Source organism: bacterium, from assembly GCA_019637795.1.
GTDB lineage: Bacteria > Desulfobacterota > Binatia > HRBIN30 > CADEER01 > JAHBUY01.
Genome location: JAHBUY010000001.1, coordinates 269301 through 294360 on the forward strand (window position 1 = coordinate 269301; position 25060 = coordinate 294360).

The window sequence follows — 25060 nt, forward strand, 5'->3', positions numbered from 1 at the left end:
TCCCTGATGCCGTCCTGCGGCCGTGGCGCCGGCGCGCGAGCGCGGCCGTCCAGTCACCGGAAGCGGTAGCGGACGTACCCCGGCCACGCCGACGGGTGGCGCAGCACGCCGGCGATCAGGGGCAGTTGGTCGAAGTAGACGGTGCGCTCGGCACCGAGGCCGTCGCGGAGGAGGAAGCGATCGACGGCGGGGATCCGCACCACCGAGCCGCCGAGCGGAAAGCGCATCGTCCACTCGACGAAGACCACGCCGTCGCCGCCGCCGGCGCGGTGGACCTCGCCGCGCAGCGCCGGCAACCAGCGGAACAGGCGCTGAAACTCCGCCAGCGCGGCCGGCCGCCCGCGCAGCGGCGGCCGGTGCGGCTGGTAGAGCACGACGTCGTCGGTGAGCAGCGCCACCAGCCGCTCCGCCGTCGGCGCCGCCCAAGCGGCGGCGAACTGCTCCGCGAACGCCAGTTCGGCGCTGCTCACGACGCCGCCGCCGATTGCGCCCCCAGGCGGTGCAGGCGGACGGGAACGCCGTTCAGCACCGATTGCCCGACCACGGCCTCGACCACCTGGTCGTCGGTCCAGTCGTTCGCCGACACGCCCGGCCGGCGCCCCGCGACGGACTGCCACGGCGCCGCGTCGGCGTGGCCCCAGCCGTGCGGCAGGCTGACGACGCCCGGCCGCATGTCGTCGCTGAGCTGCACCGCGACGGCTCCCGAATGCACGCGGCTCTCGAGCAGCGCCAGCTCGCCGTCGGCGACGCCGGCGCGGCGCGCGTCGTCGGGATGCACGAGCAGCGTGCAGCGCTCGCGCCCGGCGACCATCGCCTGCACGTTGTGCATCCAGGAGTTGTTGGTGCGGATCTCGCGCCGGCCGATGAGCAGCAGCTCGTCCGCCGGGGGCGGTGCCGCGGTCTGGCGCGCCAGGTCGCGCAGCGCCCCGAGCAGCGGTGGCGCGTCGAGATGGACGCGGCGATCGGCGTGGAAGATGCGGCGCGCCGCGCCGGTCTCCAGCGGCCCGAGATCGATGCCGTGCGGCGCCGCCGCGAGCCGCCGCCGGTTGAGCCCGCGCCGCCAGGGGAGGAAGCGGTCGCCGTGGCGGCCGCCGCGCAGCGCCAGCGCCGCCATCCGTTCCGGCGTCCAGCCGAGGCCGAGGCGCTTGCCGAGGCGGAACAGGCGATCGACGAACGGCCGTCCGGTCGGGCCGCCGCCCAGGCGCTCGGCGATCTCGAGCAGGATCTCCCAGTCGGCGCGCTCCTCGGGCCCGCGCGCGAAGACCGCCGGCGACCAGCGGGCGACGTTGCGGGCGAAGAAGTTGGCGAACATCACGTCGACGTGCTCCTCGCCGAGGCTCCAGGCGGGCGGCAGGATGACGTGCGCGTGGCGCGTCGTCTCGTTGAGGTAGATGTCGATCGCCACCATGAAATCGAGCCGCGCCAGCGCCGCCGAGACGCGCCGGCCGTTGGGTGTCGACAGCACCGGGTTGCCGGCGTAGCAGAGCAGCGCCCGTACCTGGCCCGGCCCCGGCGTCTCGATCTCCTCCGCCAGCACCGAGGCCGGCAGATCGCCGAGCGTCTCGGGCAGGCCGCGGACGCGGCTGCGCCAGCGGCCGTGACCGTCGCCGCCCATCAGGCGCACCAGCTCGACGACGTCGATCGCCGGGCTGGCGAAGAGCGCGCCGCCCGCGGCGCCCAGCCGGCCGGCGGCGAGGTTGAGCAGGTCGGTGGCGTAGGTGGCGAGCGTTCCGAAGGCGCTGTTGCAGACGCCGACGCGCGAGTAGGCGACCGCCGACGGCGCGCCGGCGAACTCCAGGGCCAGGCGCTCGATGATCGCCGCGTCGACGCCGGCGTGCGCCGCGACCCGTTGCGGCGTGAAGCGCGGCAGCTCCGCCGCCACCGCGTCCCAGCCGACGCTGGCGCGCGCCAGCGCCTCGCGGTCGATGCGCCCGCGCGCCGCCAGCACCTGCACCATGGCGAGCAGCAGCATGGCGTCGGCGCCGGGACGGATGGCGACGTGCTCGTCGGCGGCGCGCGCCGTCTCGCTGCGCCGCGGGTCCACCACCACGACCCGGCCGCCGCGGGCGCGGATGGCGCGCAGGCGGGCGCGCATGTTGGGGGCGCTGAGGAAGCTGCCGTTGGAGACCACCGGATTGGCGCCGACCACCAGCAGATACTGCGTCCGGTCCACGTCGGGGATCGGAATCGACAGCGAGCTGCCGTACAGGTACCACGAGGTCGCGAAGCGCGGGCTGGTGTCCTGCGAGCCGGCGCTCATGCAGTTGCGCGAGCCGATGGCGCGCAGCAGGCCGGCGCGCACCATCAGGGCGCCGTGGTTGTGGACGATGGGATTGCCGATGTAGACCGCGGTCGCGTCGGCGCCGTGCGCCGCGCGCACGGCGCGCAGCCGCTCGGCGACCAGCGCCAGCGCGGCCTCCCAGCTCGCCGGCCGGAACGAGCCGTCCGGCTGCCGGATCAGCGGCTGGCGCAGGCGGTCGGGATCGTGGTGGACGTCGGCGCTGGCGATGCCCTTCGGGCAGGCGTAGCCGCGCGAGAGCACGTCGTCGTCGTCGGGGCGCACCGAGACGACGCGGTCGCCCTCGACCTCGAACGTGAGGCCGCACGAGGCCTCGCACAGCGTGCAGGCGCGGAAGACGGTTCGGCGCATGGCTTCCTCCTCAGGCGGGGCGCGCGGCGCGCAACAGGTGGAGCGCCTCGCGGACGGCGACGAGCGAGACGCCAAGCTGGTCGCACAGCGTCGCGAGGTCGAAGAAGAAGCGCTCGCCGACGAGCAGACCGTCGGCGACCGCAAAGGTGCTGACGAACGGCAGCGATGCCGTGCGTCCGCTGGCCGGAACGGCCGGCAGGTCGCCGCGCATCGTCATCCGCGCCGTCCCCCAGCAGGCAACGGCGCGCGCGGCGAAGGTCATCTCGTCCACCGTCACGCCGTAATCCGGGAACACCCGGAAGAACGCGCGCAGGTGCGCGGCGGTCTCGGCTCGGTCGCGCGACGCGAGGCCGAAGCCGACGGTCTCGAGCTGGAAGTCGGGGTGGCAGAAGGCGAGCGCGCCGTCGACGTCGGCCCGGCACTTGGCGCGGGCGTAGCCCTCGACCAGCGCCCGCAGGTGTCTGCGATCGGACATCGCGCTTCCCCGCTCAGCGCGCCGGCGCCGACGCGACCTTGTAGGTGACGGTGGCGCGCGCCGCCAGCGTGCCGTCGATCCCGTGCACGGCGACGTCGCACACCGCGATCGAGGCGCCGCGCTGGATCACCGCCGCCGTGGCGACCAGGTCCTGTCCGCGACCCGCGGCGAGGAAGTTGATCGAGAAGCCGATGGTCGTGCCGCGCGCCCCGGGCTCGACCCGCGGGCTCGCCCAGCACGCGGCGGTGGCGGCGACGTCGACCAGCGAGGCGATCGCGCCGCCGTGCACCATGTCGGCGATGGTCGTGTTGTCCTCGACATACGGCAACCGCACCCGCACGCGATCCCGCTCGACCAACTCCTCGAGACACACCCCGAGCCGCCGCGCGTACGGCGCGCCGACGATGAAGGTCTCGACCAGGCTCCTGATCTCATCCAGCCGTTGTGGCTCCATGGCGGCGCATGGTACGAGCGGCAGTGGCACCTGGAAATATCCACTTCTGGCTCTTTCGATGATGCCACTTTCCCCTCCGCGGATTTCGCGGATCAGAAGCCGAGCGCGTCTCGGGCCTCGGTGCGCGAGTCCCTCCGCGTCTCATCGGTGACGTCCGCGCCATCCCTGGTGTGGATCGGGCGACCGCATGCACTCCCTCTGGCTGCGCCTGGACGGCGAGGGTCCGCGCTTCCGGCAGCTCTATCGGGCGCTGCGGGCGGCGATCGTGGACGGCACGCTGGCGCCGGGCGCCAGGCTGCCGGCGACGCGCGCCCTGGCGGGCGAGCTCGGCGTGTCGCGGACGACGGTGTTGCTGGCCTTCGAGCACCTGGCGGCCGAGGGCTACCTCGCCGGCCGGCACGGCTCCGGGAGCTACGTACAGGCCGCGCCGGCGCCGCGCCGGACGACGCTGGCGCGCGGCGCGAACCAGCCGGCGCCGCGGCTGTCGGCGTACGGCGCGGCGCTCGCGGCGGCGCAACGGCGGCCGCTGTTCAGCGGCTACAGCAGCGAACGGCCGGCGCTGCCCTACGACTTCCGCTACGGCGCCCCGTCGATGGTCGATTTCCCGCTGCGCGCCTGGCAGCGCTGTCTCGGCCGCCGCGCCCGCCGCGCCGCGCCGCGCGCCTACGACTACGGCCATCGGCAGGGCTCGCCGGCGCTGCGCGCCGCCCTCGCCGGCTACCTGCGGCGGGCGCGCGGCATCGCCTGCGAACCGGACGAGATGCTGATCGTCAACGGCTCCCAACAGGCGCTCGACCTCGCCGCCCGCGTGCTGCTCGACCGCGGCGACCGCGCCGTGGTCGAGGAGCCGGGCTTCGAAGGCGCGCGCAACGCCCTGCGCGCCGCCGGCGCCGAGTTGGTGTTCGCGCCGGTCGACGGCGAGGGGTTCGACCCCGCCGTGTTGGCGCGCGGTGGACGCGCCGCGCGTCTCGCCTATGCCACCCCGTCGCACCAGTATCCGCTCGGCGGCGTGATGCCGTACGGCCGGCGCGTCGCCCTGCTCGACTGGGCGGCGCGGGCCGACGCGTGGGTCATCGAGGACGACTACGACAGCGAGTTCCGCTTCGCCGGCCGGCCGCTCGAGGCGCTGAAGGCGCTCGACGAGCAGCGCCGCGTGCTCTACGTCGCCACCTGCTCGAAGGTGATGTTCCCGGCGCTGCGCATCGGCTACGCGGTGCTGCCGCCGGCGCTGGTCGAACCGTTCACCCGCGCCAAGGCGATCGCCGACGGCGGCTCGCCGGTCCTCGAGCAGGACGCGCTCGCCGACTTCATCGCCGGCGGCGACTTCGAGCGCCACCTGCGCCGTTCGCGGTCGCGCCTCGGCGCCCGGCGCGCCGTCCTGCTGGCGGCGCTCGAGCGCGAGCTGGGCGACGCCGTCGAAGTGGCCGGCGCCAATGCCGGCATGCATCTCGTCGTCTGGCTGCGCGACGTGCCGGCGACCCGGATCGGGGCCCTCGCCCGCGCCGCGGCCGAGGTCGGCGTCGGCATCTACTCCGTGTCCCCCTTCTACGCCACGCCGCCGGCGCGCGCCGGCCTGCTGCTCGGCTACGCGGCGCTGGACGAACGCGACATCCGCCTCGGCGTCGAGCGCCTGGCGCGCCTCATCGCCCATCGCCGGTGGGGCGACGGATCGCCCGCTTGATCTGGCGCTGCGACAGGCGACCGGTCACTGAATCGCTGCGTGGCGAGTTGCTGCACGAGCACCGCCCGATGTGCTCGCCATGCCAGCTCGAGCGCGTGCCGGGCACTGTCGCTTCGAGGGACAGCCGCGATGCTGCGAGAGGCAGCGCGGCGCGCCGATGCCACCGCAGGGGACTACGCCGCCGGCTGCAGCGCGATGCTGCGCGAGGCGAACCGGCCGCACCACGCGCGCACGTCGGCCAGCACCGCGTCGGTCGCCGCCGCCGATCCGGCGGCGCGACCAATCCGCGCCGTGCATTCGTCGAAGGAAATGGGCTGCGGATGCTGCTCGTCGCGATCGCGGCTGCGGTCGAAACGCAGCGGTCCCTCCCCACGGACCACGAGCTTGTCGTCCGCCGTGATCACCGCCAGCAGGTTCTGCCGATACCGCTCCGCCATCCCGGCCAGCCGCGGGTAGTGAAAGTGCTCGGCCACCGCGAACGGGTGCGCCGCTCGATGGCCCGCGTCCAGCAGCGTGTCGCTCCATCGCCGTTCGCCGGCGCTCGCCAGCAGCACGCCGAAGAGGTCGCGGGTGCTGACGATGTCGTCGATCGACGCCGCGCCGCGATCGGGGTGCCGGATCCAGAGCGGCACGTGCAGATGGGTGTCGTACACCGACGCATCGTGCAGGTAGAGCCCGTGCTCGCCGAAGGCTTCGCCGTGGTCGCTGGTCAGGATCACGACCGTGTCATCGAGCAGCCGGCCGGCGGCCGCGAAGAACGCCGCGAGCTTGCGATCCATCAGCTCGATGGCGCGGTGATAGCGACCGCGCAGGACCACGCCCGTGCGCGGCCTCACCTGCGCCCCCTCGCGCAGGTACGCGTGCTGGCCGAGAGCCGCGAGATGGAACGGAACCGACAGGTTCTCCCACACGGCGGCCGGCGAGCGCCACGGCCGCAACAGCGAGTGCGGCTGGGGGGCGTACGGCGCGTGCACGTCGTACAGATTGCAGCAGATGAAGACGCGCTGCCCGGCGCGCCGCTGGGCGGTGATCAGGTCGAGCACGCGCGCCAGCGCGAGGTCGTCGGCCGGCATGAGGGTGCGCGCGAAGGCGCGCACGAAATCGCGGCCGGCGGCGTGCCGGGGATGGAAGAAGCCGGTGCGCTGAATGTGCCGGCGCACCCGCGGCTTGGCGAGGGCGAGGAACATCGCGGCCAGATCGGCGCGGGAGGAGCTCGCGATGGGGCGCTCGCGGATCTGAAATCCGCGCGTCACGCCGGGGATCGCGCCATCGAAGACGAAGTTCCGCGTCACCAGGGCCGTCCGATAGCCGACCGCAGCCAGGCGTTCGGCTATGGTCGGCGACGGATTCCTGTACGCCATGGTTTGGAAATGCGCGCCGTGCTCCGAGGGGAGCCGTCCGGTGAACATGCTGAGGTGGCTCGGCAGCGTCCAGCACTCGCTCGCGTAGGCGCGCCGGAACCACAGCGCCTGCTCGCCGAGCCGATCGAGGAACGGGGTGGTGGGACGCCCAGGCCCATGGCCGCCGAGCGACGCGGCGCGCAGCGAGTCGACCACCAGCAGGAGGACATCGCGCCGGCGCGCGCTCACGCCAGCGCTCCGCGCCGTGCCGGGACGGCGCCGCGCGCGACCAGCAGCGCCGCGGCGCCGAGCGCCACGACCAGCGCCATGTACTGGACGTGGGGCAGCGGCGTGAAGCGCAGAAACTCCAGCAGGAACTGCCCGGTCCCGTACGCCGCCATGTAGAGGAGGAACACCTGCCCGTCGTACCGCTTGTGCCGCTGCAGCCACAGCGCCAGACAGCCGAGCCCGAGGGCGAGCAACGCGAAGTACACCTGCAGCGGGTGCACGGGCAGCGTGGCCGTAGCCGTGCGCGGCACCAGGTCGGCGCGCACCTGCGCCCACCAGAGCTGCGAACGGGCCGGGAACGCGATCGCCCACGGCAGCGTCGAGGGATGGCCAGCGCAGCAGCCGGCGAGCAGGCAGCCGATGCGGGCGATCGCCATCGAGAAACCGAAGGACGGCGCGATGACGTCGGCCAGTGCGCCGGCCGAGATGCGTCCCCAGCGGCCGAGCGCCCAGAGGGTGATGGCGACCGCGATCACCGCGCCGGGAAAACGGTAACCGGCGAACACTTCGGTCCCGATCGGCGCCAGGATGCCCGGCCGCTCGATCAGGCCGTACAGCTTGGCGCCGAGCGGCGCCGCGATGGTCAGGACGAACAGCGCGGCGAGGAACGGGCGCATCGCGAGCCGCGCCCGGCGAGCGCACAGGATCGCGACCGTGGTCCCGACCAGCGTGCCGGCGACGAGAAAGATCGGGTACGCCCGCACGCCCGCGAGCATGGGGTGCATCGCGGCTCACCCGTCCACGACCATGCGCTCTCAGTCGCCGCCTGCGGCGCCGGCTGCCGCAGCCGCGCCCTGTGGCACCGGGCCTTCCCAGGCCCAGGTCCCGCTCTTGCCGTGCAGCGTCGTGAACGTGCCCGCCATCCCATCCGCGGTGACCGTGCCGGTGAAGGACGCCAGCGCCGGGCCACCGCTCGGGCTCGCCACCGTGCCGGCCAGCGTCGAACCGTCGAGGTGCCAATCGACGGTGCCCAGGCGGTCCGCCTGCAGCGGCACGCCGGCGACCCGCACGGTGCCCGTCACCCCCTGGGCGCTGATCTGCAGCCGCTGCGCCCCGGCGCCGGCGCCGTCATCGAGCGCCCTGGCGGTGAGCGCCAGGGTGCCCGACATCGGCGCGGCAACGGCCGCCGCGTCCGCCTCCACGCCCGAGCTGGGCGACCCGCCGAGGGCGAGCGCCGAGACCAGCATCGCGGTCGCGATGTACATGCGCATGGTCGTGTCCTCCCTCCCACTCACGGGCAACCGCAATCGCCGCAGACCACCGTCACCGGCACGTTGGTGCTGGCGGCGCCGAAGTACGTCGTCGTGTCGCCATCTTCCTTCAGCATCCGCCATTGGAAGTTGTAGGTGTCGGCCGGCGACGGCGCCGTCACCGTGAAGCTGAACGTCACCTGCTCCCCGGGCGCGACCCCCGCGGGCGGCAGCTCGACGCGGTTCAGGCCCCAGGTCGTGTTGTCGACGTCGTTCACCGCCCCGAGCGCGAAGCGCGGCAGCGTGTCGGCCATCCACACCGTCCCGCCGGTGTTCTGCATCCGCACCCACACCTCGTAGTCCGCGCCGGCGATCATGTCGGTCGGCACGCTCTGGCTGACGAAGCTCGCCCCGTCGCCGCCGCCGGCATTCACTCCCAGGCTTCCGCCCTCCACCAGGGCCTCGAAGGTGTCGCCGTAGATATCGCTGATCACCGGGTTGAAGGTGTCGATCATGTGCCGGCCGGTGATCGCGTCGTTCAGGATCTGCGCCGTGCAGACCGCCAGCGCGCCATCGGGCGCCACCGGGCACGGGCAGTGCAAGTCGCCCATGCCGCCGCCCGGCGCCAGATCCGAGAGCACCAGGCGCTCGGCCTTGAGGCCGAAGAGGTTGCCGTCATACGGCGTGCTGCTGCTCAGGCGCATGCCCTTGGCGGCGAGCGCCGGAGCCGCCGTGCACTGCGGCAGGGTCATCGCCAGCGACTGGTAGATCAGGTCGAGGCTCACCCCGGCGGGCTGCGCGGCGCCGCCCACGTAGTCGATGGTGAAGCGGATGGTGTCGCCGGGGTTGCCGGCCGCCGATCCGATCTTGAGCGTCACCGGCCCCTGTTCCCCCACGTGCGCGATGGCGGCGGCGCCGGCGCACCCCATGAGCGCCGATTGCACGCCGCGGATGAGCTCGTTGATCGCCACCTCGCCGTCCGGCATTGGCCGGGCGCGCCGGTCCACCACGTCGAACGCCGGACATGCCTCGAGCGGCGCGAGGCCGAGCGCGATGTTGACGCCGACCAGCAGCTCGTTGATGGCGACGTCCTGGTCGCAGTTGCAGTCGCCGACGCAGGTGGCGCCGCACGGCGTCGGATACGGCGTCGGCGTTCGCGTCACCGTCGGCGTGCGCGTCCGCGTGAAGGTCAAGACCGGCGTCGGCGTATTGGTACGCGTGCTCGTCCGCGTGCCGGTCGCCGTCGCCGTGCCGGTGATCGTCGGCGTCAGCGTCTGCGTCACCGCCTGATACGCCCCCATGTCGTAGCCGGTCCCCGGAGCACCGGCGCGCGGCCGCGGCTCGCCGTTCGCATCCTGCGACTGCGCCACCCGCACCGAAAAGCCGTGCAAGGCTGCGGGCGTCGCCGGCGGAACCGCCGCGTTCACCCCGGCGCTGTTCGGCGCCAGGATCAACGACGCATCGAGGAAGGTCGGCATCTTGTTGACCTGTCCGGTCGACTTGCTACAGCCGTCGCCGCCGGTCGAGAGGTTGTAGCCGCAGTGGCGCGTCGTCGCGTCCACCAGCAGCGGCCCACCGGAGGCCTTCACGACGGAGTTGTACACGTTCATGATCCGCCCCTGGTAGATCTGCCGCTTTTTCTTGCCGTCGTTGTCGACGAAGGTGTTGTTCAGAATGTTGCCCTGCGTATTCTGCGCCGCGTCTCCGGCGTTGATGCCGTACCGCGCATTCTTGTGCAGGACGGAGTTCTCGACCTGCAACGTCGAACGCACCGCGGTCCGCGACGGCGTCGCGCCGACACCCCACATGATTATTCCGTTCCCCTGATCGGGCTTCGGTGTCGGCGTCGGCGTTCCTGGCGTCGGCGTCCCGCGCAAATTGGGCCCGTTGTCCACGGCCTGCGAGCACAGCACCTCGACGAGCGGTCCGCCGACATTGTAGCCGTGGCCTTTGTTTCCAGTCGCATTGGAGTTGAGGAATTGGATCCGGTCCAGTGACACCGGGGCAGGATTCACGACCCGAAATCCATCCGCGGCGTTATTCATGACGGTCACGCCGCGGAGATCCAGGGAGCCCGCAGCAGTAGCCGCGACAGAGATTCCGTTACTAGAATTAAACTGGCCACCAGCATCCATCACCGCTGCATCGCGAGCACAGAAATTGGTTCCCCCGATCGTGATGCCTGCGGTCGCCGATCGAGAGATAGCCACCCTCTCAAGCGTGACGTTCTGCGCCGTGCTTCTGATCACAACCGGCTGATTGAAGCGTATGGGGTTGGGCGTCGGAGTGGTCGCGCCGACTGGAGTTCCGTCGAATTTGGCTACGATCCGAATGTTCTTGATCGCGACGTTCGTGCCGGAAATATCGAATAGATCCTGCGCGTTATCACTATTTGACTTCGGCGCAATCGCAACGCCGAAATCGCCTGTGCCTTCGATGACGACGTTCGTCAGGTTGGCTCCGATCACCTTCACCTGCGACACGCAATTCGCACTCGGCGAGATGAGCACACGCCGGCTTGATTGGAAGGTGTAGGTATCCAATGCGGAGCAGGAAATCGAATCCGTCGACGTCGTGGTTGGCACTCCGCAGCGCGGCAACAGCGTGGGCGCTGGGTTACACCACGGCGTGGGCGTTGGCGTCTGGCCGAAGCTCGCCGCTGCGAAGACGGCGTTCGCGGCTGTAGCCAGAACGACCGCCCATATTGGCCGCAGCGGCGAATCCAAACCATCGAACCCCGCTCCTCGCGGAAGCAGTGCGACGTGGCAACTCATGGACATCCCCCCAATGCGCGGCTGACGGCGCGCACCAGCTCGTCGATCGTGATCAGGTAATCGACGTTCCCATCAGCGGCCAGACATTCACGGACGACGCTGGGTCTCCCGTTCAGCGCGCCGCCGGTGGCGGACACCAGCTCATCGATCGACACCCGCCGATCCCCGTTGCAGTCCCCCGCACACTCGCCGGTGCGCTCGACCGTGTAGCGCTGCCCGTAAACCTCGCAGTCCTGCGATCGATGACAATCGGTCCAGGCAATGAGCCAATCGCCATTGGCCATCCGGGTCACGCCGGCGCCGTACGCATCGCCGAGGCTATCGATGGCGATGCTCAGTTCACCCCGAAACGTATCGTCGACGTCGAACAGGCGCGCGCGCATTCGCGGCCGCGGGGTGTCGGGGCCGCTATCCTCCATCCAGGTGACCATGACCTCGCCGTCGCTGCAGGCGACGTTCGGCACATATTGGTACGGACTCCCTTCTTCGGGATCGACCCAGAACGCCGTGCCGCTCGGGCTGCCTTCGCGATCAACACGCTCCAAGATCACCGGTCTCGACTCTTCAAGGTCGTCGCCGTCGGTCGCCCAGGCTACCGCGATCTGCCCGCTCGGCTGCGTACACAGCACCGGTCCCTGAAAAAACAGGGTGATGACGGAGTTCACCTTGTGCGACGGGCCGGTCGGCTCGACGCCGCGGAATTGCTGCGCACGGACCTCGGCGTACCAGGGCTCGTACCACGCGACGACGTAGGTGCCGCTCGGCTCCGTCGGCGTGGGAACGAAGAAATACTGCGTTCCGGCGGTGATCGGCACCGAGGCGCCGGGGCCCTCCGGACCCACCAGGCGCACCCGACCGCGGGGAAACTGCGGCGTGTCGTCCTGCCAGGCGACCACGAACTGCCCGGTGCCGATCGCCGCCACCGAGGGCTCGCTGCCGATCGGGTACGGCCGTTGCGAGATGCTCAGCAGCGGGCCGATCGGCTGCAGGCTGGCGTCGAGCCGCTGGCCGACGATGCCGGTGACCGGCTCGGGAAAGCCGCGCGGTTGGATCAGCGCCATCCACACCACCAGCAGCGTGCCGTCCGGGGAGACGGCGGCGCGCGCCACCGGGTTGATGCCGCCGTGCATGGCGTTCACCTGCACATCCGGACCGAGCGGCTCGGCGTTGCCGTCGAAGCGCCGCACCGCGACGCCGCCGGGGTTCTGGAAGAGCACGACGAAGCCGCCGTCCGGCATCGCCACCAGTTGCCGGAGCTGCTGGTCGCCCTCGGTCACGCTGTTGAGCTGGAACTCCCCGCCGCGCCGCGCCAGCGCCGCCGCCGCGGTCTCCGCGCCCAGACAGAGCACCAGGGCGGCGACTACGGCGACGCGCGCCCACAACCCCTGCCGATCACACCGAGCCATGCAGTTGCCCTCCCAGTGCGATTCGAGCGGTCCCGCCACTGCCATGCAACCGCGGCACGGCCCCTGCGGCCGTCTTACCCGGTGCGGTGCGAGCCGCACGGAGCGTGGCCGATGATGGTCGCTGCTCGGGCCTGAAGCCGCGCCAGCAGCCCTACGCCCCCCCCCGCGGCTGTTCGCACGCCTCGACCGACCGGAAGGTTCGTCCACGACAGGGTGGCGTCGCTGTGTGACTTCTAGATGAGTTGATACTATCATTCTGTCGCTGCTCATCCGCCAATTCACGTCGAGGGCGCGGCAGCTATCGCGCGCATTCATCTTTCCTGTCAAGTGTGTAGTTTTATTTACATGACGATGCATGGGCCGCGTGTGCGTTGAATGCATGCGCTGCAGTCAGTGGCCACGCCCGCATGGAATACCGACCAGCGACGCGGAATCCCCGAAGTTCCTGGCCCCCGCGAGCGCGGCGTCGCCGAGGAGCCGTCGCGACATCGCCGCCGGCATCGCGCGCCTGGCCCGGACCATCCGCAGCGTGGCGGGCGCCGCTCCCGAGGAACCTTTCCTCCGATCTGCGGCGTCGCGAAACGATCGCCATGGCGGGCGCCGCAGGCGAGAAACCTCGCCTGGCGAAGACCGTTCAACGTAATTGCGTGCGCGCCGCTACGACGAACCTCGGATCCGGCGAGGCCGTTTCAATACGATGCCGTGGAGGGCGCCGCTCCGTCGGCGCTTGTTGAAAGGGCCTCCGTCGGTCGTTTCAACGGGCGCCAACGGAGCGGCGCCCTCCACGCGCATTACATTGCCCCACACGCCACCGCAGGTGGTCCAAGAGCGGCGAATCCACACCATCGAACCCCGTTCCTCGTGGCCGCAGTGCGACGTGGTGATTCATGGACATCCCCCCAATGCGCGGCTGACGGCGAGCACGAGCTCGTCGATGGTGATCAGGTAATCGACGTTCACATCTGCGGCCAGACACTCCCGGACGAGAGTGGGCCGCTCATTCAGCGCCCCGATGGTGGCCGACACAAGTTCATCGATCGAGACCTGCCCGTCCTGATTGCAATCGCCGGCGCACTTGCCGGTCCGGTCGAAGGTGTAGCGCTGGGCGAAGACGTCGCAGTCGACGGATCGGTGGCAATCGGTCCAACCAACGAGCCAATCCGCACTGCCCAGCCGGGTCACGCCGGCACCATCGGTGTCGCAGATGTGGTCGATCGCCACACTGACCTCACCACGGATGGCCCCATCATCGCCAAATAGCCGCGCTCGGACCCGATTCCGGGGAGAGCTTGGGCCGGTGTTTTCGATCCAGGTAAGCATGACATCCCGATCGCTACATGCGATGCCAGGTATTGTTTGATATGGGTTACTTTCGTCGGGATCTACCCATCTCGGTCCGCCGATAGGGCTTCCATAGGGTGGTGTCGGTCAAGTGGTGGAAAAGAGTCGCGCCTCGCATCCGGCAGCGTAACCAGTAATGGACTCTATGCGGTCAGGCCGCGTTGCTCCGTTGGGTAACCGCCGGCATCTCCTGCCAGCCGACCATGCGCCGCAAGGTGATCTGCCCGCTGCGGATCAGGCCGAAGAGCAGCAGCAGGACGGCATCCTCGCTCGGCAGGCTCGCCTGGGTCTTGGTGCGGCGGCGGAACTCCTCGTTGATGCGCTCCAGCGCGTTGGTGGTGCGCAGCGCCTTCCACTGCGCCACGGGATAGCGCAGGAAGGTGAAGAGGCGATCCCCGCCTCCTCGAAGCTGCTCCACGCCGCCTTGCAGCGCAGCTTCCACTTGCGGCTGAACGCCACGCGCGCCTTCCACGTCGGCTGCCGTCGTGCGGTAGATCATCCGTTGCAGTCCCTCCGCGGTTCTCGCGCAGGTGCGCCGGGGCCTTGGCGAGCAGGTTCAGAGCTTGTGATTGGTGCAGCGCTGTACTGTCGAGCTGCGGCCAGGTCGCCCGCCAGCAGGGGGCCGCCTTCCAGGCCGGGTTGCCGTCGATCACCGCCAACACCGCGTCCCAGCGCTGGCGCTTCTGCAGCGCCTCCAACACCTCCTGCCAGGCGGTGGCCGTGCTCTCCTCGCCCTCGCCACGCGCAGATCGAGCAGCACCCGCCGCCCGTCCGCGCACGTCCCCATGTCACCAGCACCGGGACCGTACCCGCTTCTTTTGCCGATGTGGACCCGTGGATACCAGCCGTCGAGGAAACAGGTAGCGGATCTGCTCGGCCGCCAGGTCCCGCTGGCTCCACGTAGAAGTCTTCTGCGCAACGCCCGACCAGGCGCGCGAGATCGCGTCCCCCAGCGGCGCGCCGCGCAGCACGGCGCCGCGCCCTGCGTACGCCGCGTGCTGGTGCCGCTCTGTAGATCCCCAACAGCCCTCGTCGACCCGCGCCGTGTGCGCCGCGCGTAGCGCTCGAACATCGCGCTGCGCCACTGCGCCTCGCCGGCGGCGTCGCAGCCGGGCGACGCGGCAGCGCGAACGTCGTCGGTCCCGCGCTGGTGCTTCAACGTCCGCGGCCGCCGGCCGTGGCGATAGCCCACTCGCTCGCCGCCCACTCGCGCCGATTTCGCCGCGCCCAGCGCCGCTTCCAGCTCCTCCTCGACCAACACCTCGATCGTCTCCCGAATCCGCTCCCGCATCACCTGCTCGATCGAATCGCGGCCGAACGCTTCTCCCGGTCTCGTCCCCTTGCTATCGCTTCCCATGGCGTCATCCTCCGGCACCCGCTCTGGCCAGCGGGCGCGAGCTGTGGGTTACAACTCGCCGGATGATGACGCCTTTTCGCTTTTCCACCAATCAGCCGACACTACCTTCCATAGCGGTCATACCTCGCAAAGATTACAGGCCTCGACTCTTCGAAATCATCCCCATCTGTCGACCAGCCGACGGCAATCTGCCCGCCGGGCTGCGTACACAGCACCGGTCCCTCGAAGAAACCGGTGATGACAGAGCTCACCTTGTAGGACGGGCCGGTTGGCTCGATGCCGCGAAATGCGCGCGCGCGGACCTCGGCGAACCAGGGCTCGTACCAGGCGACCAGGTACGTTCCGCTCGGCTCGGTCCACGTGGGAACGAAATAGTACTGCGTCCCGGCGGTGATCGGGACCGAGGCGCCGAGTCCGTCGCGGTCGACGAGGCGCACCCGACCGCGGGGGAATTGCGGCGTGTCGTCCTGCCAGGCGACGACGAACTGCCCGGGGCCGATCGCCGCCACCGACGGCTCGCTGCCGATCGGGTACGGCCGTTGCGAAATGCTCAGGAGCGGGCCGATCGGCTGCAAGGTGGCGTCGAGGCGCTGGCCGACGATGGCGGTGACCGGCTCGGGGAAGCCGCGAAACGGGATCAGCGCCATCCACACCACCAGCAGCGTGCCGTCCGGGGAGACAGCGGCGCGCGCCACCGGGTTGATGCCGCCGTGCATGGCGTTCACCTGCACATCCGGACCGAGCGGCTCGGCGTTGCCGTCGAAGCGCCGCACCGCGACGCCGCCGGGGTTCTGGAAGAGCACGACGAAACCGCCGTCCGGCATCGCCACCAGTTGCCGGAGCTGCTGGTCGCCCTCGGTCACGCTGTTGAGTCGGAACTCCCCGCCGCGCCGCGCCAGCGCCGCCGCCGCGGCCTGCGCCCCCAGACAGAGCACCAGCGCGGCGAACACGGCGACGCGCGCCCACAACCCCTGCCGATCACAGCGAGCCATGCAGTTGCCCTCCCGGTGCGATTCCAGCGCTCGCGCCTCTGCCATGCAACCGCGGCGCGGCGCCGGCCGCTGCGATTCCCCGTTCGGCGCGCGCCGCCCGGAGCGTTCGCGTGGTCGGACAATGGTCGCTGCTCGGCCGCGAAGCGGCGATCGCAGCCTGAGGTGCGCTACGCCCCCCGCCGCCGCGCCGCACGCCTCGACCCACCCGCGGGCTCGCCCGCAACAGGACAGCATCGCTGTGCGATTTCTAGCTTGGTGGAGAACTATCATTCCGTCACCGCTCGTCCGCCAATTCACGTCGTGGACGCGGGCACTTATCGCGCGCATTCATCTCGCCTGTCACGTGTGCATGTCGATTTACACTATGGTGCATCGGCACGACGACGCGACGAGGGCGTTGAATAGATGCGCCGCAGTCAGTGGGCCCCGCGCTGGCACGGCGCGCGGCGTCCGCCTCGCCGTTGGCGTTGCCGGAAGCGGCGAAGACGATGCGCGCCAGCAATGCGAGCGTGGACCTCCGACGCGCTCCAGCGAGGCGCGCCGCCCTTGCCTTCCGCCGCCGCCGAATGATCGGTTCCCAATGCTGAGCTCGTCGCGGGCGCGCCGTTGCCATCCACGATGCGCGCGCGAGCTCGACCTTGATGAGACAGAAAACTCCTCACCACGGAGGCACGGAGACACGGAGGGCTCGGTGCCATAGCGAAGGCGCGGGGCCTCTTCTCACTCCATTTCTAATGAACGTTGGGATGAACGCTGGGCGGGCTTCGAGATCAGTACTCTCCGTGTCTCCGTGCCTCCGTGGTGAAAGTCTTTTGTCGCATCAAGGTCGATTACTAGGTATGCGCCGACCGGTGCGCCGCAGCGATCGGCCGTCGAGCCGTCCGCAGCGACGGAGAACCCGGGAGCGCACGCTCCGGCCGCGCCACCGCGACGGCGACGCGGCGGGCGGTCAGTGCTCGCGACCGCCGCGGCGCCGAGCGCTTCGCCGCGACCACCGGACCACCTTGCGAACCGGCGGCGGCTGGCCGCGACCGTCGTCCTCGATCACATCCTCGCCACCGACGTTGCTGGTCGAGCAGGCGTACCAGACGCCAACCAGCAGCAACGCCAGGGTGCAGCCGAACAGCGTGAAGTCGATCATCGTCGCCTCCGAATCCATGCCGGTGCGGAGCAATCGCCACACCAGCCGGCGCGCGGCGCCACGGCGTCGGCGACGCGCGCCCGCTCACCGCCGGGTCCACGACCCGCCGGCGCCGCCAGCTCCCGGATCGTGCGAACTGCCCGGCGCCAAGTCATCGAATCAGCGCGTTTCCCCAAGCGCCCGGACCGGTGGAGCGCGCCTCCGGGCGGCGCATCGGGCGGGATGCACGATGTTCCGCTATGCATCGAGGCGAGATGCGGACACGGAATCGCTGGCCCCGTGCTTGCTGAATCGGCATGCGGAGGAGTGAGGCATGGCAGACCTGATCTTCATCCTGGTGACGGTCGTGTTCTTCGCGATCGCCGCCGCCTACGTGCGCGGCTGCGACAGGCTCTGAAGAGGACGGCGGCATGGCCCTGGACTACGTCGTCGGCGGCGTCATCGCCGTCCTGATCTGCGCCTACCTGGCGTACGCGCTGCTGCGTCCCGAGCGCTTCTAGGATCGAGCGATGGAGCTCGTCGGCTGGTTCCAGATCCTGCTCTTCTTCGCCGCGGTCGTGGCGGTCACCAGACCGCTCGGCGTCTTCATGTACGATGTCTTCGAGGGCGCGCGGCAGCCCGCGCCGCGCCTGCTCGGCCCGATCGAGCGCGGCCTCCTGCGGCTGTGCGGCGTCGACCCGACGCGCGAGCAGCCGTGGACGGACTACGCCCTGTCGCTGCTCGCCTTCAGTCTCTTCGGCGTGCTCGTCACCTACGCCATCCAGCGCCTGCAGGGCGTACTGCCGTTCAACCCCCAGGGGCTGCCGGCGGTGAGCGCGGACTCGACCTTCAACACCGCGGTCAGCTTCACCACCAACACGAACTGGCAGGGGTACGCCGGCGAAGCGACCATGAGCTACCTGACCCAGATGGCGGGCCTGGCCTGGCACAACTTCACCTCGGCGGCGGCCGGCATGGCGGCCGCCATCGCCCTGGCGCGCGGCCTGACGCGGCAACCGGCGGCCGACGGCACGCGCGGCATCGGCAACTTCTGGGTCGACCTGATCCGCGCCACGATCTACGTGCTGCTGCCGATCAGCATCGTCATCGGACTCGTGCTGGTGGCGCTGGGCGTGATCCAGACGTTCGGCCCGTACGTCGACGTGACGACGCTCGAGGGCGTCAGGCAGACGCTGGCGATGGGCCCGGTCGCCTCACAGGAGGCGATCAAGCAACTCGGCACCAACGGCGGCGGTTTCTTCAACGCCAACGCCGCGCATCCCTTCGAGAACCCGAGCCCGCTGTCGAACTTCCTCTCGATGTGGCTGATCTTCGCCATCCCGGGCGGGCTCACCTACACCTTCGGCCGCATGGCGCGCGATCAGAAGCAGGGCTGGGCGCTGTTCACCGCCATGGCGCTGCTCTTCCTGGTCGGCGTCGGCGTCGCGTACCACTTCGAGGCCGGCGGCAACCCGGTGATGCAGGGCCTGGCGGTCGACCAGGGAGCCGGCAACCTGGAGGGCAAGGAGGTGCGCTTCGGGGTCGCCAACTCGGCGCTCTACGCGACCATCACCACCGACGCCTCGTGCGGCGCCGTCAACGCGATGCACGACAGCTTCACGCCGCTCGGCGGCCTGGTGCCGCTGGTCAATATCATGCTCGGCGAAGTCATCTTCGGCGGCGTCGGCGCCGGCCTGTACGGCATGCTGGTGATGGTGCTGCTGGCCGTCTTCATCGCCGGCCTGATGGTCGGCCGCACCCCGGAGTACCTCGGCAAGAAGATCGAGCAACGCGAGATCACGCTCGCCATGCTGTACGTGCTGATCTTTCCGCTCCTCATCCTGGGCTTCGCGGCCTGGTCGGCGGTCGCGCCGTACGGTCTGTCGTCGCTCAACAACGCCGGCCCGCACGGGCTGAGCGAAATGCTGTACGCGTTCACCAGCGGCGCCGGCAACAACGGCTCGGCGTTCGCCGGCCTGAATGCCAATACGCCCTGGTACAACACCACGCTCGCGCTGACGATGCTCGCCGGCCGCTTCCTGATGATGGTGCCGATGCTGGCGATCGGCGGCTCGCTGGTCGGCAAGCGGACCGTGCCTCCCTCGGCGGGCACCTTCCCGACCGACGGCGGGTTGTTCGTCGTCCTGCTGATCGGCGTCATCATCATCGTCGGCGCCCTCACCTTCTTCCCGGCGCTGGCGCTGGGGCCGATCGTCGAGCATTTCCTCGCCAACGCCGGCCGCTTCTTCTGATGACCGCGATCGTCACCCGGAGTCACGGCAACAGGGAGCGGAGCGCGGTCGCCTCCGTGCCGCCGCGTCTCGGCGTGAGGGAGTGAGGACACGATGACCAAAGCTCGCGAGCTCTCGCTCGTCGACCCGGACATCCTCGCCCAGGCGGCGATCGCCAGCCTGCGCAAGTTGGCGCCGCGGCACGTGGCGAAAAATCCCGTCATGTTCGTGGTCGAGATCGGCAGCGCGCTGACGACGCTGGTCTTCGTGCGCGACCTGGCGACCGGCATCCACACCGCGCCGCCGTGGTTCACCGCCACCATCAGCCTGTGGCTCTGGTTCACCGTGATCTTCGCCAACTTCGCCGAAGCGGTCGCCGAGGGGCGCGGTCAGGCGCAGGCCGCGAGCCTCCGCAGGATGCGCCAGGACACCACCGCCCGCCGCCTCAGCAACGGCCGCGAGGAGGCCGTGCCGGCGTCCCAGCTCCGCAAGGGCGACACGGTGGTCGTCGAAGCGGGCGAGCTGATTCCCGGCGACGGCGAGGTCATCGAAGGCATCGCCTCGGTCGACGAGTCGGCCATCACCGGCGAATCCGCGCCGGTGATCCGCGAGAGCGGCGGCGACCGCTCCGCCGTCACCGGTGGCACCAAGGTGCTGTCGGACCGCATCGTGGTGCGCATCACCACCGACCCCGGGCAGTCGTTCCTCGACCGCATGATCGCGCTCGTGGAAGGCGCGGCGCGGCAGAAGACGCCGAACGAGATCGCGCTGCACATCCTGCTGGTCGGCCTGACGATCATCTTCCTCATCGCCTGCGCGACCCTGGTGCCGATCGCCCTCTATTCGCACGTCACGCTGCCGGTGACGGTGGTGGTGGCGCTGCTGGTCTGCCTCATTCCGACCACCATCGGCGGCCTGCTGTCGGCGATCGGCATCGCCGGCATGGATCGGCTGCTGCGCAAGAACGTCCTGGCCATGAGCGGCCGAGCGGTCGAGGCGGCCGGCGACGTGGACACGCTGCTGCTCGACAAGACCGGCACCATCACCCTCGGCAACCGCATGGCGACCGAGCTGATCCCGGTGGCGGGCGTCACGGCCGAGGAGCTGGCCGACGCGGCGCAACTCGCCAGCCTCGCCGACGAGACGCCGGAAGGGCGCTCGATCGTCGTGCTGGTGAAGGAGCAGTACAAGCTCCGCGGCCGCGACGTGCGCGAGCTCGGCGCGCACTTCATTCCGTTCAGCGCCCATACCCGGATGAGCGGCTGCGATCTCGATGGCCGGCAGGTGCGCAAGGGCGCGGTCGACGCCGTCGCCGCCCACGTCCAGTCGCTCGGCGGCCACTTGCCGCCCGGGCTCGACGCCATCGTCCACAGCATCTCCGACACCGGCGGCACGCCGCTCGCGGTCGCCGACGGCCCCCGCCTGCTCGGCATCATCCACCTCAAGGACGTGGTCAAGGGCGGCATCAAGGAACGCTTCGACCGCTTCCGCGCCATGGGCATCCGGACGGTGATGATCACCGGCGACAACCCGCGCACCGCGGCGGCGATCGCCCGCGAGGCGGGGGTCGACGACTTTCTCGCCGAGGCCACGCCGGAAACCAAGATGCAGCTCATCAAGAACGAGCAGGCCAAGGGCAAGCTGGTGGCGATGACCGGCGACGGCACCAACGACGCCCCGGCCCTGGCGCAGGCGGACGTCGGCGTGGCCATGAACACCGGCACGCAGGCGGCGAAAGAGGCCGGCAACATGGTCGACCTCGACTCCAACCCGACCAAGCTGCTGGAGGTGGTCGAGGTCGGCAAGCAGTTGCTGATGACCCGCGGCTGTCTGACGACGTTCTCGATCGCCAACGACGTCGCCAAGTACTTCGCCATCCTGCCGGCGCTGTTCGTCGTCGCCTACCCCGAAATGAAGGCGCTGGACGTCATGCACCTCACCTCGCCGTTCAGCGCCATCCTCTCGGCGGTGATCTTCAACGCCATCATCATCATTCTGCTCATCCCGCTGGCGCTGCGCGGCGTGCGGTACCGACCGCTCGGCGCCGCGGCGCTGCTGCGGCGCTCGCTGCTGATCTACGGCATCGGCGGCGTGATCGCGCCTTTCGTCGGCATCAAGCTCATCGACATGGCGCTCGCCGCCGTCGGCCTGGTGTGAGGAGAACCCCGATGCGCTCCATCCTGCTCACCGCGCTGCGTGCCACCGCCGTGACCCTGGTGCTCACGGGGATCGTCTACCCGCTGCTCATGACCGGCCTGGCGCAGGGCCTCTTTCCCTACCGCGCCAACGGCAGTCTGCTGCGGGACGGGACCGGCGCCGTCATCGGCTCGGAGCTGATCGGCCAGGCCTTCACCCGCCCCGAGTACCTCTGGCCACGCCCCTCGGCGGCCGGAGCCAACGGCTACGACGCCACCGCGTCCGGCGGTTCGAATCTCGGCCCCACCTCGCGGACGCTGCGCGACCGCATCACCGCCGAGATCGCGCGGCTGCGCGCGAGCAACCCCGAGGCGCCGGGACCGATCCCCGCCGACCTCGTGACCGCATCCGGCAGCGGCCTCGATCCGCACCTCTCGCCGGCGGCGGCGCGCTGGCAGGTGCCGCGCATCGCCGGCGCGCGCGGCGTGGCGCCCGAACGCGTGCTGGCGCTCATCGAGGACAGCGTCGAGGGCCGGACCTTCGGCGTCCTCGGCGAGCCGCGGGTCAACGTCCTGCTCGTGAACCTGGCGCTGGATCGCCAGTTCGGAAAGACGCCGCGGTGAGCCGATGAGCGCCGCTCCACGGTAGGAGGCTCGTGACCGCGCGCCGCCCAGAGGACTTCCTCGAGATCGTCGAACGCGCCAAGCGCGGGCGGCTCAAGGTGTACATCGGCCCCGCCGCCGGCGTCGGCAAGACCTACCGCATGCTCGAGGAGGCGCACGCCCTGCGGCAGCGCGGCGTCGACGTGGTGCTCGGCTTCGTCGAGACGCACGGCCGGCCGGAGACCGAGGCCCTCCTGCCGGGCCTGCCGGCCGTGCCGCGGCGGCAGGTCGAGTACCGCGGGTTGCGCGTCGAGGAGATGGATCTCGATGCCGTGCTGGCGCGCCACCCGCAGGTGGCGGTGGTCGACGAGATCGCCCACACCAACGTCCCCGGCTCGCGCAACCGCAAGCGCTATCAGGACGTGCTCGAGCTGCTGGCCGCCGGCATCAACGTCATCTGCGCCTTCAACGTCCAGCACCTCGAGAGCCTGAAGGACGTCGTCGAACGCGCCACCGGCGTCACCATCCGCGAGACGGTGCCCGACACGCTGCTCAAGCAGGCGGACCAGGTGGTGAACCTCGACCTCGATGCCGAGGACCTGCTCGAACGCCTGCGCAGCGGCAAGATCTACGCCGCCGACAAGGTCGAGTGGGCGCTGCACCACTTCTTCAAGGAGGAGAAGCTGTCCAGCCTGCGCGAGCTGGCGCTGCGCGAGGTGGCGGAGCGGCTCGACTCGCGCGCCAGCGCGACGCCGGGCGGCGGTGAGACGCGCGCCCCGACTCCCGGTCGGGTGATGGTGTGCCTCGCCTCGGCGTCGCCGCGCGCCGCCGAGCTGCTGCGCCGCGGCTCGCGCATGGCCGGGCGGCTCAACACCGACTGGTTCGTCGTCTACGTCGAGACGCCGGGCGAGGCGCCGACGCGCATCGACGCCGAGGCGCAGCGGCGCCTGCTCGACAACATCGAGCGCGCCACCGAGCTGGGCGCCCAGGTGCGCCGCCTGCAGGCCGCCGATCCGGTGCCGGCGCTGCTGCAGTTCGCGCGCACGCACGGGGTGTCCCACATCCTGATCGGCCGTTCGCAGCAGCCGCGCTGGCGACAGCGGCTCGGGCTGACCTTCGTCCACCGCATGCTGCGCGCAGCCGACGATTTCGACCTCCACATCGTGTCGCTCGAGCGCGAGGAGAACGCGTGAGCTTCCGCGTCAAGGTGCTACTGGCGCAGGCGCCGCTGGCGGTGGCGCTGCTGCTGATCGCCCTCGTCGCCATCCGCTCGAGCACCTCGCTGGGTGCCGGCGCGGGCGCGATCCTCACCGAGAACTACCGCAGCGTGCTGGCGGCGCAACGCATGAGCGAGGCGGCCGAGGCCCTCGACCGCGCCGCGCTCCTCCATCTCACCGGCCTGGGGGCGATCGACGCCGCGATGATCGAACAGCAGACGCGCCGTTTCGAGGCGGAGCTGGCGGTGGAGCAGCGGAACTTCACCGAAGCCGGCGAACCGGTCCTGGCGGCGGAGCTGACGCAGCGCTGGCAGGCGTATCGCGACCGCCTGTCCGCCCTGCCCGGACTGGACCCCGCGGCGGCGCGCGCCGCTTACGTGGACGAGCTGGCGCCGGCGTTTCTCGCCGTGCGCGCCACCGCGACGCGCATCCTCGAGCTCAACCAGGACGCGATGGTGCGCAAGAGCGACCGCGCCCGCGCCGAGGCCGAACGCACGGTCTCGGCGATGCTGCTCGCCACCGCCGCCGCCCTGGCGATCGGCTTCCTGGTGTCGTCGCTGCTCACCACCCGTCTGCTCGGCCCGCTCAGCGCGCTGCGCGCGGCGGCGGATCGCATCGGCAGCGGCGACTTCGGCGCCCGCGTCCCGGTCGACGGCCGCGACGAGCTGGCGCAGCTCGGGGCGACGTTCAACGTCATGGCGGAACGCATCGACCGCTACCGGCGCAGCTCGCTCGGCGAGCTGCTGCTGGCGCAGCAGGCGGCGCAGTCGGCGGTGGACAGCCTGCCCGACGCGGTCCTGGTGTTCGACGCCGAGGGCGAGGTGCTGATCGTCAACCGCGCCGCCGAGGAAGTGCTCGGCATCGGCCAGGCGGGCAGCACGCGCGCCGCGCTCGACCGCCTGGAGCCGCCGCTGCGGGCCGTGATCGACGAGGCCCGCACCCACGTGCTGAGCGGCCGCGGCGCCTACGTGCCGCGCCTGTTCGAGGACGCGGTGCGCCGCGCCGCGGCGGGGGATGGCGACCTGTACTACCTGGCGCGGGCGACGCCGGTGTACGGCGAACAGGGCAGCATCTCCGGCGCGACGGTGATCCTCCAGGACGTCACCCGTCTGCACCGCTTCGACCAATTGAAGAACGATCTCGTCGCGACGGTCGCGCACGAGTTCCGCACGCCGCTCACCTCGCTGCACATGGCCATCCATCTCTGCCTCGAGGAGGTCGCCGGCCCGCTCAGCGACCGCCAGGCCGACCTGCTGCAGGCGGCGCGCGAGGACTGCGAGCGCCTGCAGCGCATCGTCGACGAGCTGCTCGACCTGGCCAGGCTGCAGGGCGGCCGCCTGCAGTTGCGGCGGCGGCCGGCGGCGGTGCGCGACCTCGTCAGCAGCGCGCTCGACGCCCAACGCGCCGTCGCCGCCGACCGACAGGTGGTGCTCGCCGCCGAGGTGGCGGCCGGCCTGCCCGAGGTCGTGGTCGACGAGGATCGCCTGCAGTTGGTGTTCGCCAACCTGCTGACCAACGCCATCCGTCACTCGCCCCCTGGCGCCGCGGTGACGACGCGCGCCCTCGCCGGCGACGGCGGCGTCCGCGTCGAGGTCCGCGACGAGGGCCCCGGCATCGACCCGGCGCGGCGCGACGTCATCTTCGAAAAATTCGCCCAGGGACCGGAAGCTCCGGGCGGCGCCGGCCTGGGTCTCTCGATCGCCCGCGAGATCGTCACCGCCCACGGCGGCAGCATCGGCGTCGACAGCGAGGTGGGCCGCGGCAGCACCTTCTGGTTCACGCTGCCGGTCGACGCCAGCGCGTGAC

Annotated in this window: 21 protein-coding genes; 7 read left to right on the forward strand and 14 right to left on the reverse strand. The window is 70.9% G+C overall.

Annotated features, from left to right (window positions below):
* Window positions 1-53 precede the first annotated feature (53 nt).
* Genes KF840_01255 through KF840_01270 form a run of 4 tightly spaced genes read right to left on the reverse strand, consistent with a single transcriptional unit; the run spans window position 54 to window position 3579 of the window.
* Window positions 54-470, reverse strand: coding sequence for a nuclear transport factor 2 family protein (locus KF840_01255; GenBank protein MBX3023515.1), 417 nt, complete (start codon window positions 468-470; stop codon window positions 54-56).
* Complete coding sequence (locus KF840_01260) at window positions 467-2650, reverse strand: molybdopterin-dependent oxidoreductase (protein MBX3023516.1); 2184 nt, start codon at window positions 2648-2650, stop codon at window positions 467-469. The genes KF840_01255 and KF840_01260 overlap by 4 nt, the downstream gene beginning before the upstream one ends.
* Window positions 2651-2660: 10 nt before the next feature.
* The gene (locus tag KF840_01265; protein MBX3023517.1) at window positions 2661-3125 is read right to left on the reverse strand and encodes a nuclear transport factor 2 family protein; all 465 of its coding nucleotides are present in this window, start codon (window positions 3123-3125) and stop codon (window positions 2661-2663) included.
* 13 nt (window positions 3126-3138) lie between these two features.
* Window positions 3139-3579, reverse strand: a complete 441-nt coding sequence (locus KF840_01270; protein ID MBX3023518.1) for a PaaI family thioesterase — start codon at window positions 3577-3579, stop codon at window positions 3139-3141.
* A 187-nt stretch (window positions 3580-3766) separates the two neighbouring features.
* Between KF840_01270 and KF840_01275 the strand changes: the two genes are divergently transcribed.
* Window positions 3767-5260, forward strand: coding sequence for a PLP-dependent aminotransferase family protein (locus KF840_01275; GenBank protein MBX3023519.1), 1494 nt, complete (start codon window positions 3767-3769; stop codon window positions 5258-5260).
* Window positions 5261-5433: 173 nt separating this feature from the next.
* Here KF840_01275 and KF840_01280 read toward each other — a convergent pair whose 3' ends face one another.
* From KF840_01280 to KF840_01325, 10 genes are all read right to left on the reverse strand, one after another.
* Window positions 5434-6849, reverse strand: a complete 1416-nt coding sequence (locus KF840_01280) for a sulfatase (GenBank protein ID MBX3023520.1) — start codon at window positions 6847-6849, stop codon at window positions 5434-5436.
* On the reverse strand, window positions 6846-7613 hold the full coding sequence (locus tag KF840_01285) for a prolipoprotein diacylglyceryl transferase (GenBank protein ID MBX3023521.1): 768 nt from the start codon (window positions 7611-7613) through the stop codon (window positions 6846-6848). The genes KF840_01280 and KF840_01285 overlap by 4 nt, the downstream gene beginning before the upstream one ends.
* A 30-nt stretch (window positions 7614-7643) precedes the next feature.
* Window positions 7644-8099, reverse strand: coding sequence for a hypothetical protein (locus KF840_01290; GenBank protein MBX3023522.1), 456 nt, complete (start codon window positions 8097-8099; stop codon window positions 7644-7646).
* Between the two features lie 20 nt (window positions 8100-8119).
* Complete coding sequence (locus tag KF840_01295; protein MBX3023523.1) at window positions 8120-10561, reverse strand: hypothetical protein; 2442 nt, start codon at window positions 10559-10561, stop codon at window positions 8120-8122.
* A gap of 287 nt (window positions 10562-10848) precedes the next feature.
* Window positions 10849-12129, reverse strand: a complete 1281-nt coding sequence (locus KF840_01300) for a hypothetical protein (GenBank protein MBX3023524.1) — start codon at window positions 12127-12129, stop codon at window positions 10849-10851.
* 1014 nt (window positions 12130-13143) lie between these two features.
* A complete protein-coding gene (locus KF840_01305) occupies window positions 13144-13479 on the reverse strand; it encodes a hypothetical protein (GenBank protein ID MBX3023525.1) in 336 nt (111 codons plus the stop codon).
* A 271-nt stretch (window positions 13480-13750) separates the two neighbouring features.
* Window positions 13751-14098 (reverse strand): transposase, encoded by a 348-nt coding sequence (locus tag KF840_01310; protein MBX3023526.1) that lies wholly within the window; start codon window positions 14096-14098, stop codon window positions 13751-13753.
* A 150-nt stretch (window positions 14099-14248) separates the two neighbouring features.
* The gene (locus tag KF840_01315) at window positions 14249-14974 is read right to left on the reverse strand and encodes a transposase (GenBank protein ID MBX3023527.1); all 726 of its coding nucleotides are present in this window, start codon (window positions 14972-14974) and stop codon (window positions 14249-14251) included.
* A gap of 83 nt (window positions 14975-15057) precedes the next feature.
* Window positions 15058-15948, reverse strand: coding sequence for a hypothetical protein (locus tag KF840_01320; GenBank protein ID MBX3023528.1), 891 nt, complete (start codon window positions 15946-15948; stop codon window positions 15058-15060).
* Between the two features lie 949 nt (window positions 15949-16897).
* Window positions 16898-17107 carry a hypothetical protein gene (locus KF840_01325; protein MBX3023529.1) on the reverse strand — a complete coding sequence of 70 codons (210 nt, stop codon included), beginning with the start codon at window positions 17105-17107 and terminating at the stop codon, window positions 16898-16900.
* 392 nt (window positions 17108-17499) lie between these two features.
* On the opposite strand from KF840_01325, the gene kdpF reads away from it, so the two are divergent.
* From kdpF to KF840_01355, 6 genes are all read left to right on the forward strand, one after another.
* On the forward strand, window positions 17500-17589 hold the full coding sequence (gene kdpF, locus KF840_01330; GenBank protein MBX3023530.1) for a K(+)-transporting ATPase subunit F: 90 nt from the start codon (window positions 17500-17502) through the stop codon (window positions 17587-17589).
* A 9-nt stretch (window positions 17590-17598) separates the two neighbouring features.
* The gene (gene kdpA / locus KF840_01335; protein ID MBX3023531.1) at window positions 17599-19320 is read left to right on the forward strand and encodes a potassium-transporting ATPase subunit KdpA; all 1722 of its coding nucleotides are present in this window, start codon (window positions 17599-17601) and stop codon (window positions 19318-19320) included.
* 93 nt (window positions 19321-19413) lie between these two features.
* On the forward strand, window positions 19414-21456 hold the full coding sequence (gene kdpB, locus KF840_01340) for a potassium-transporting ATPase subunit KdpB (GenBank protein MBX3023532.1): 2043 nt from the start codon (window positions 19414-19416) through the stop codon (window positions 21454-21456).
* 11 nt (window positions 21457-21467) lie between these two features.
* Window positions 21468-22058 carry a potassium-transporting ATPase subunit KdpC gene (kdpC, locus tag KF840_01345; GenBank protein ID MBX3023533.1) on the forward strand — a complete coding sequence of 197 codons (591 nt, stop codon included), beginning with the start codon at window positions 21468-21470 and terminating at the stop codon, window positions 22056-22058.
* A gap of 32 nt (window positions 22059-22090) precedes the next feature.
* Complete coding sequence (locus KF840_01350) at window positions 22091-23230, forward strand: histidine kinase (protein ID MBX3023534.1); 1140 nt, start codon at window positions 22091-22093, stop codon at window positions 23228-23230.
* On the forward strand, window positions 23227-25059 hold the full coding sequence (locus KF840_01355) for a HAMP domain-containing protein (protein MBX3023535.1): 1833 nt from the start codon (window positions 23227-23229) through the stop codon (window positions 25057-25059). Before KF840_01350 ends, KF840_01355 begins: the two co-directional genes overlap by 4 nt.
* Window position 25060 lies beyond the last annotated feature (1 nt).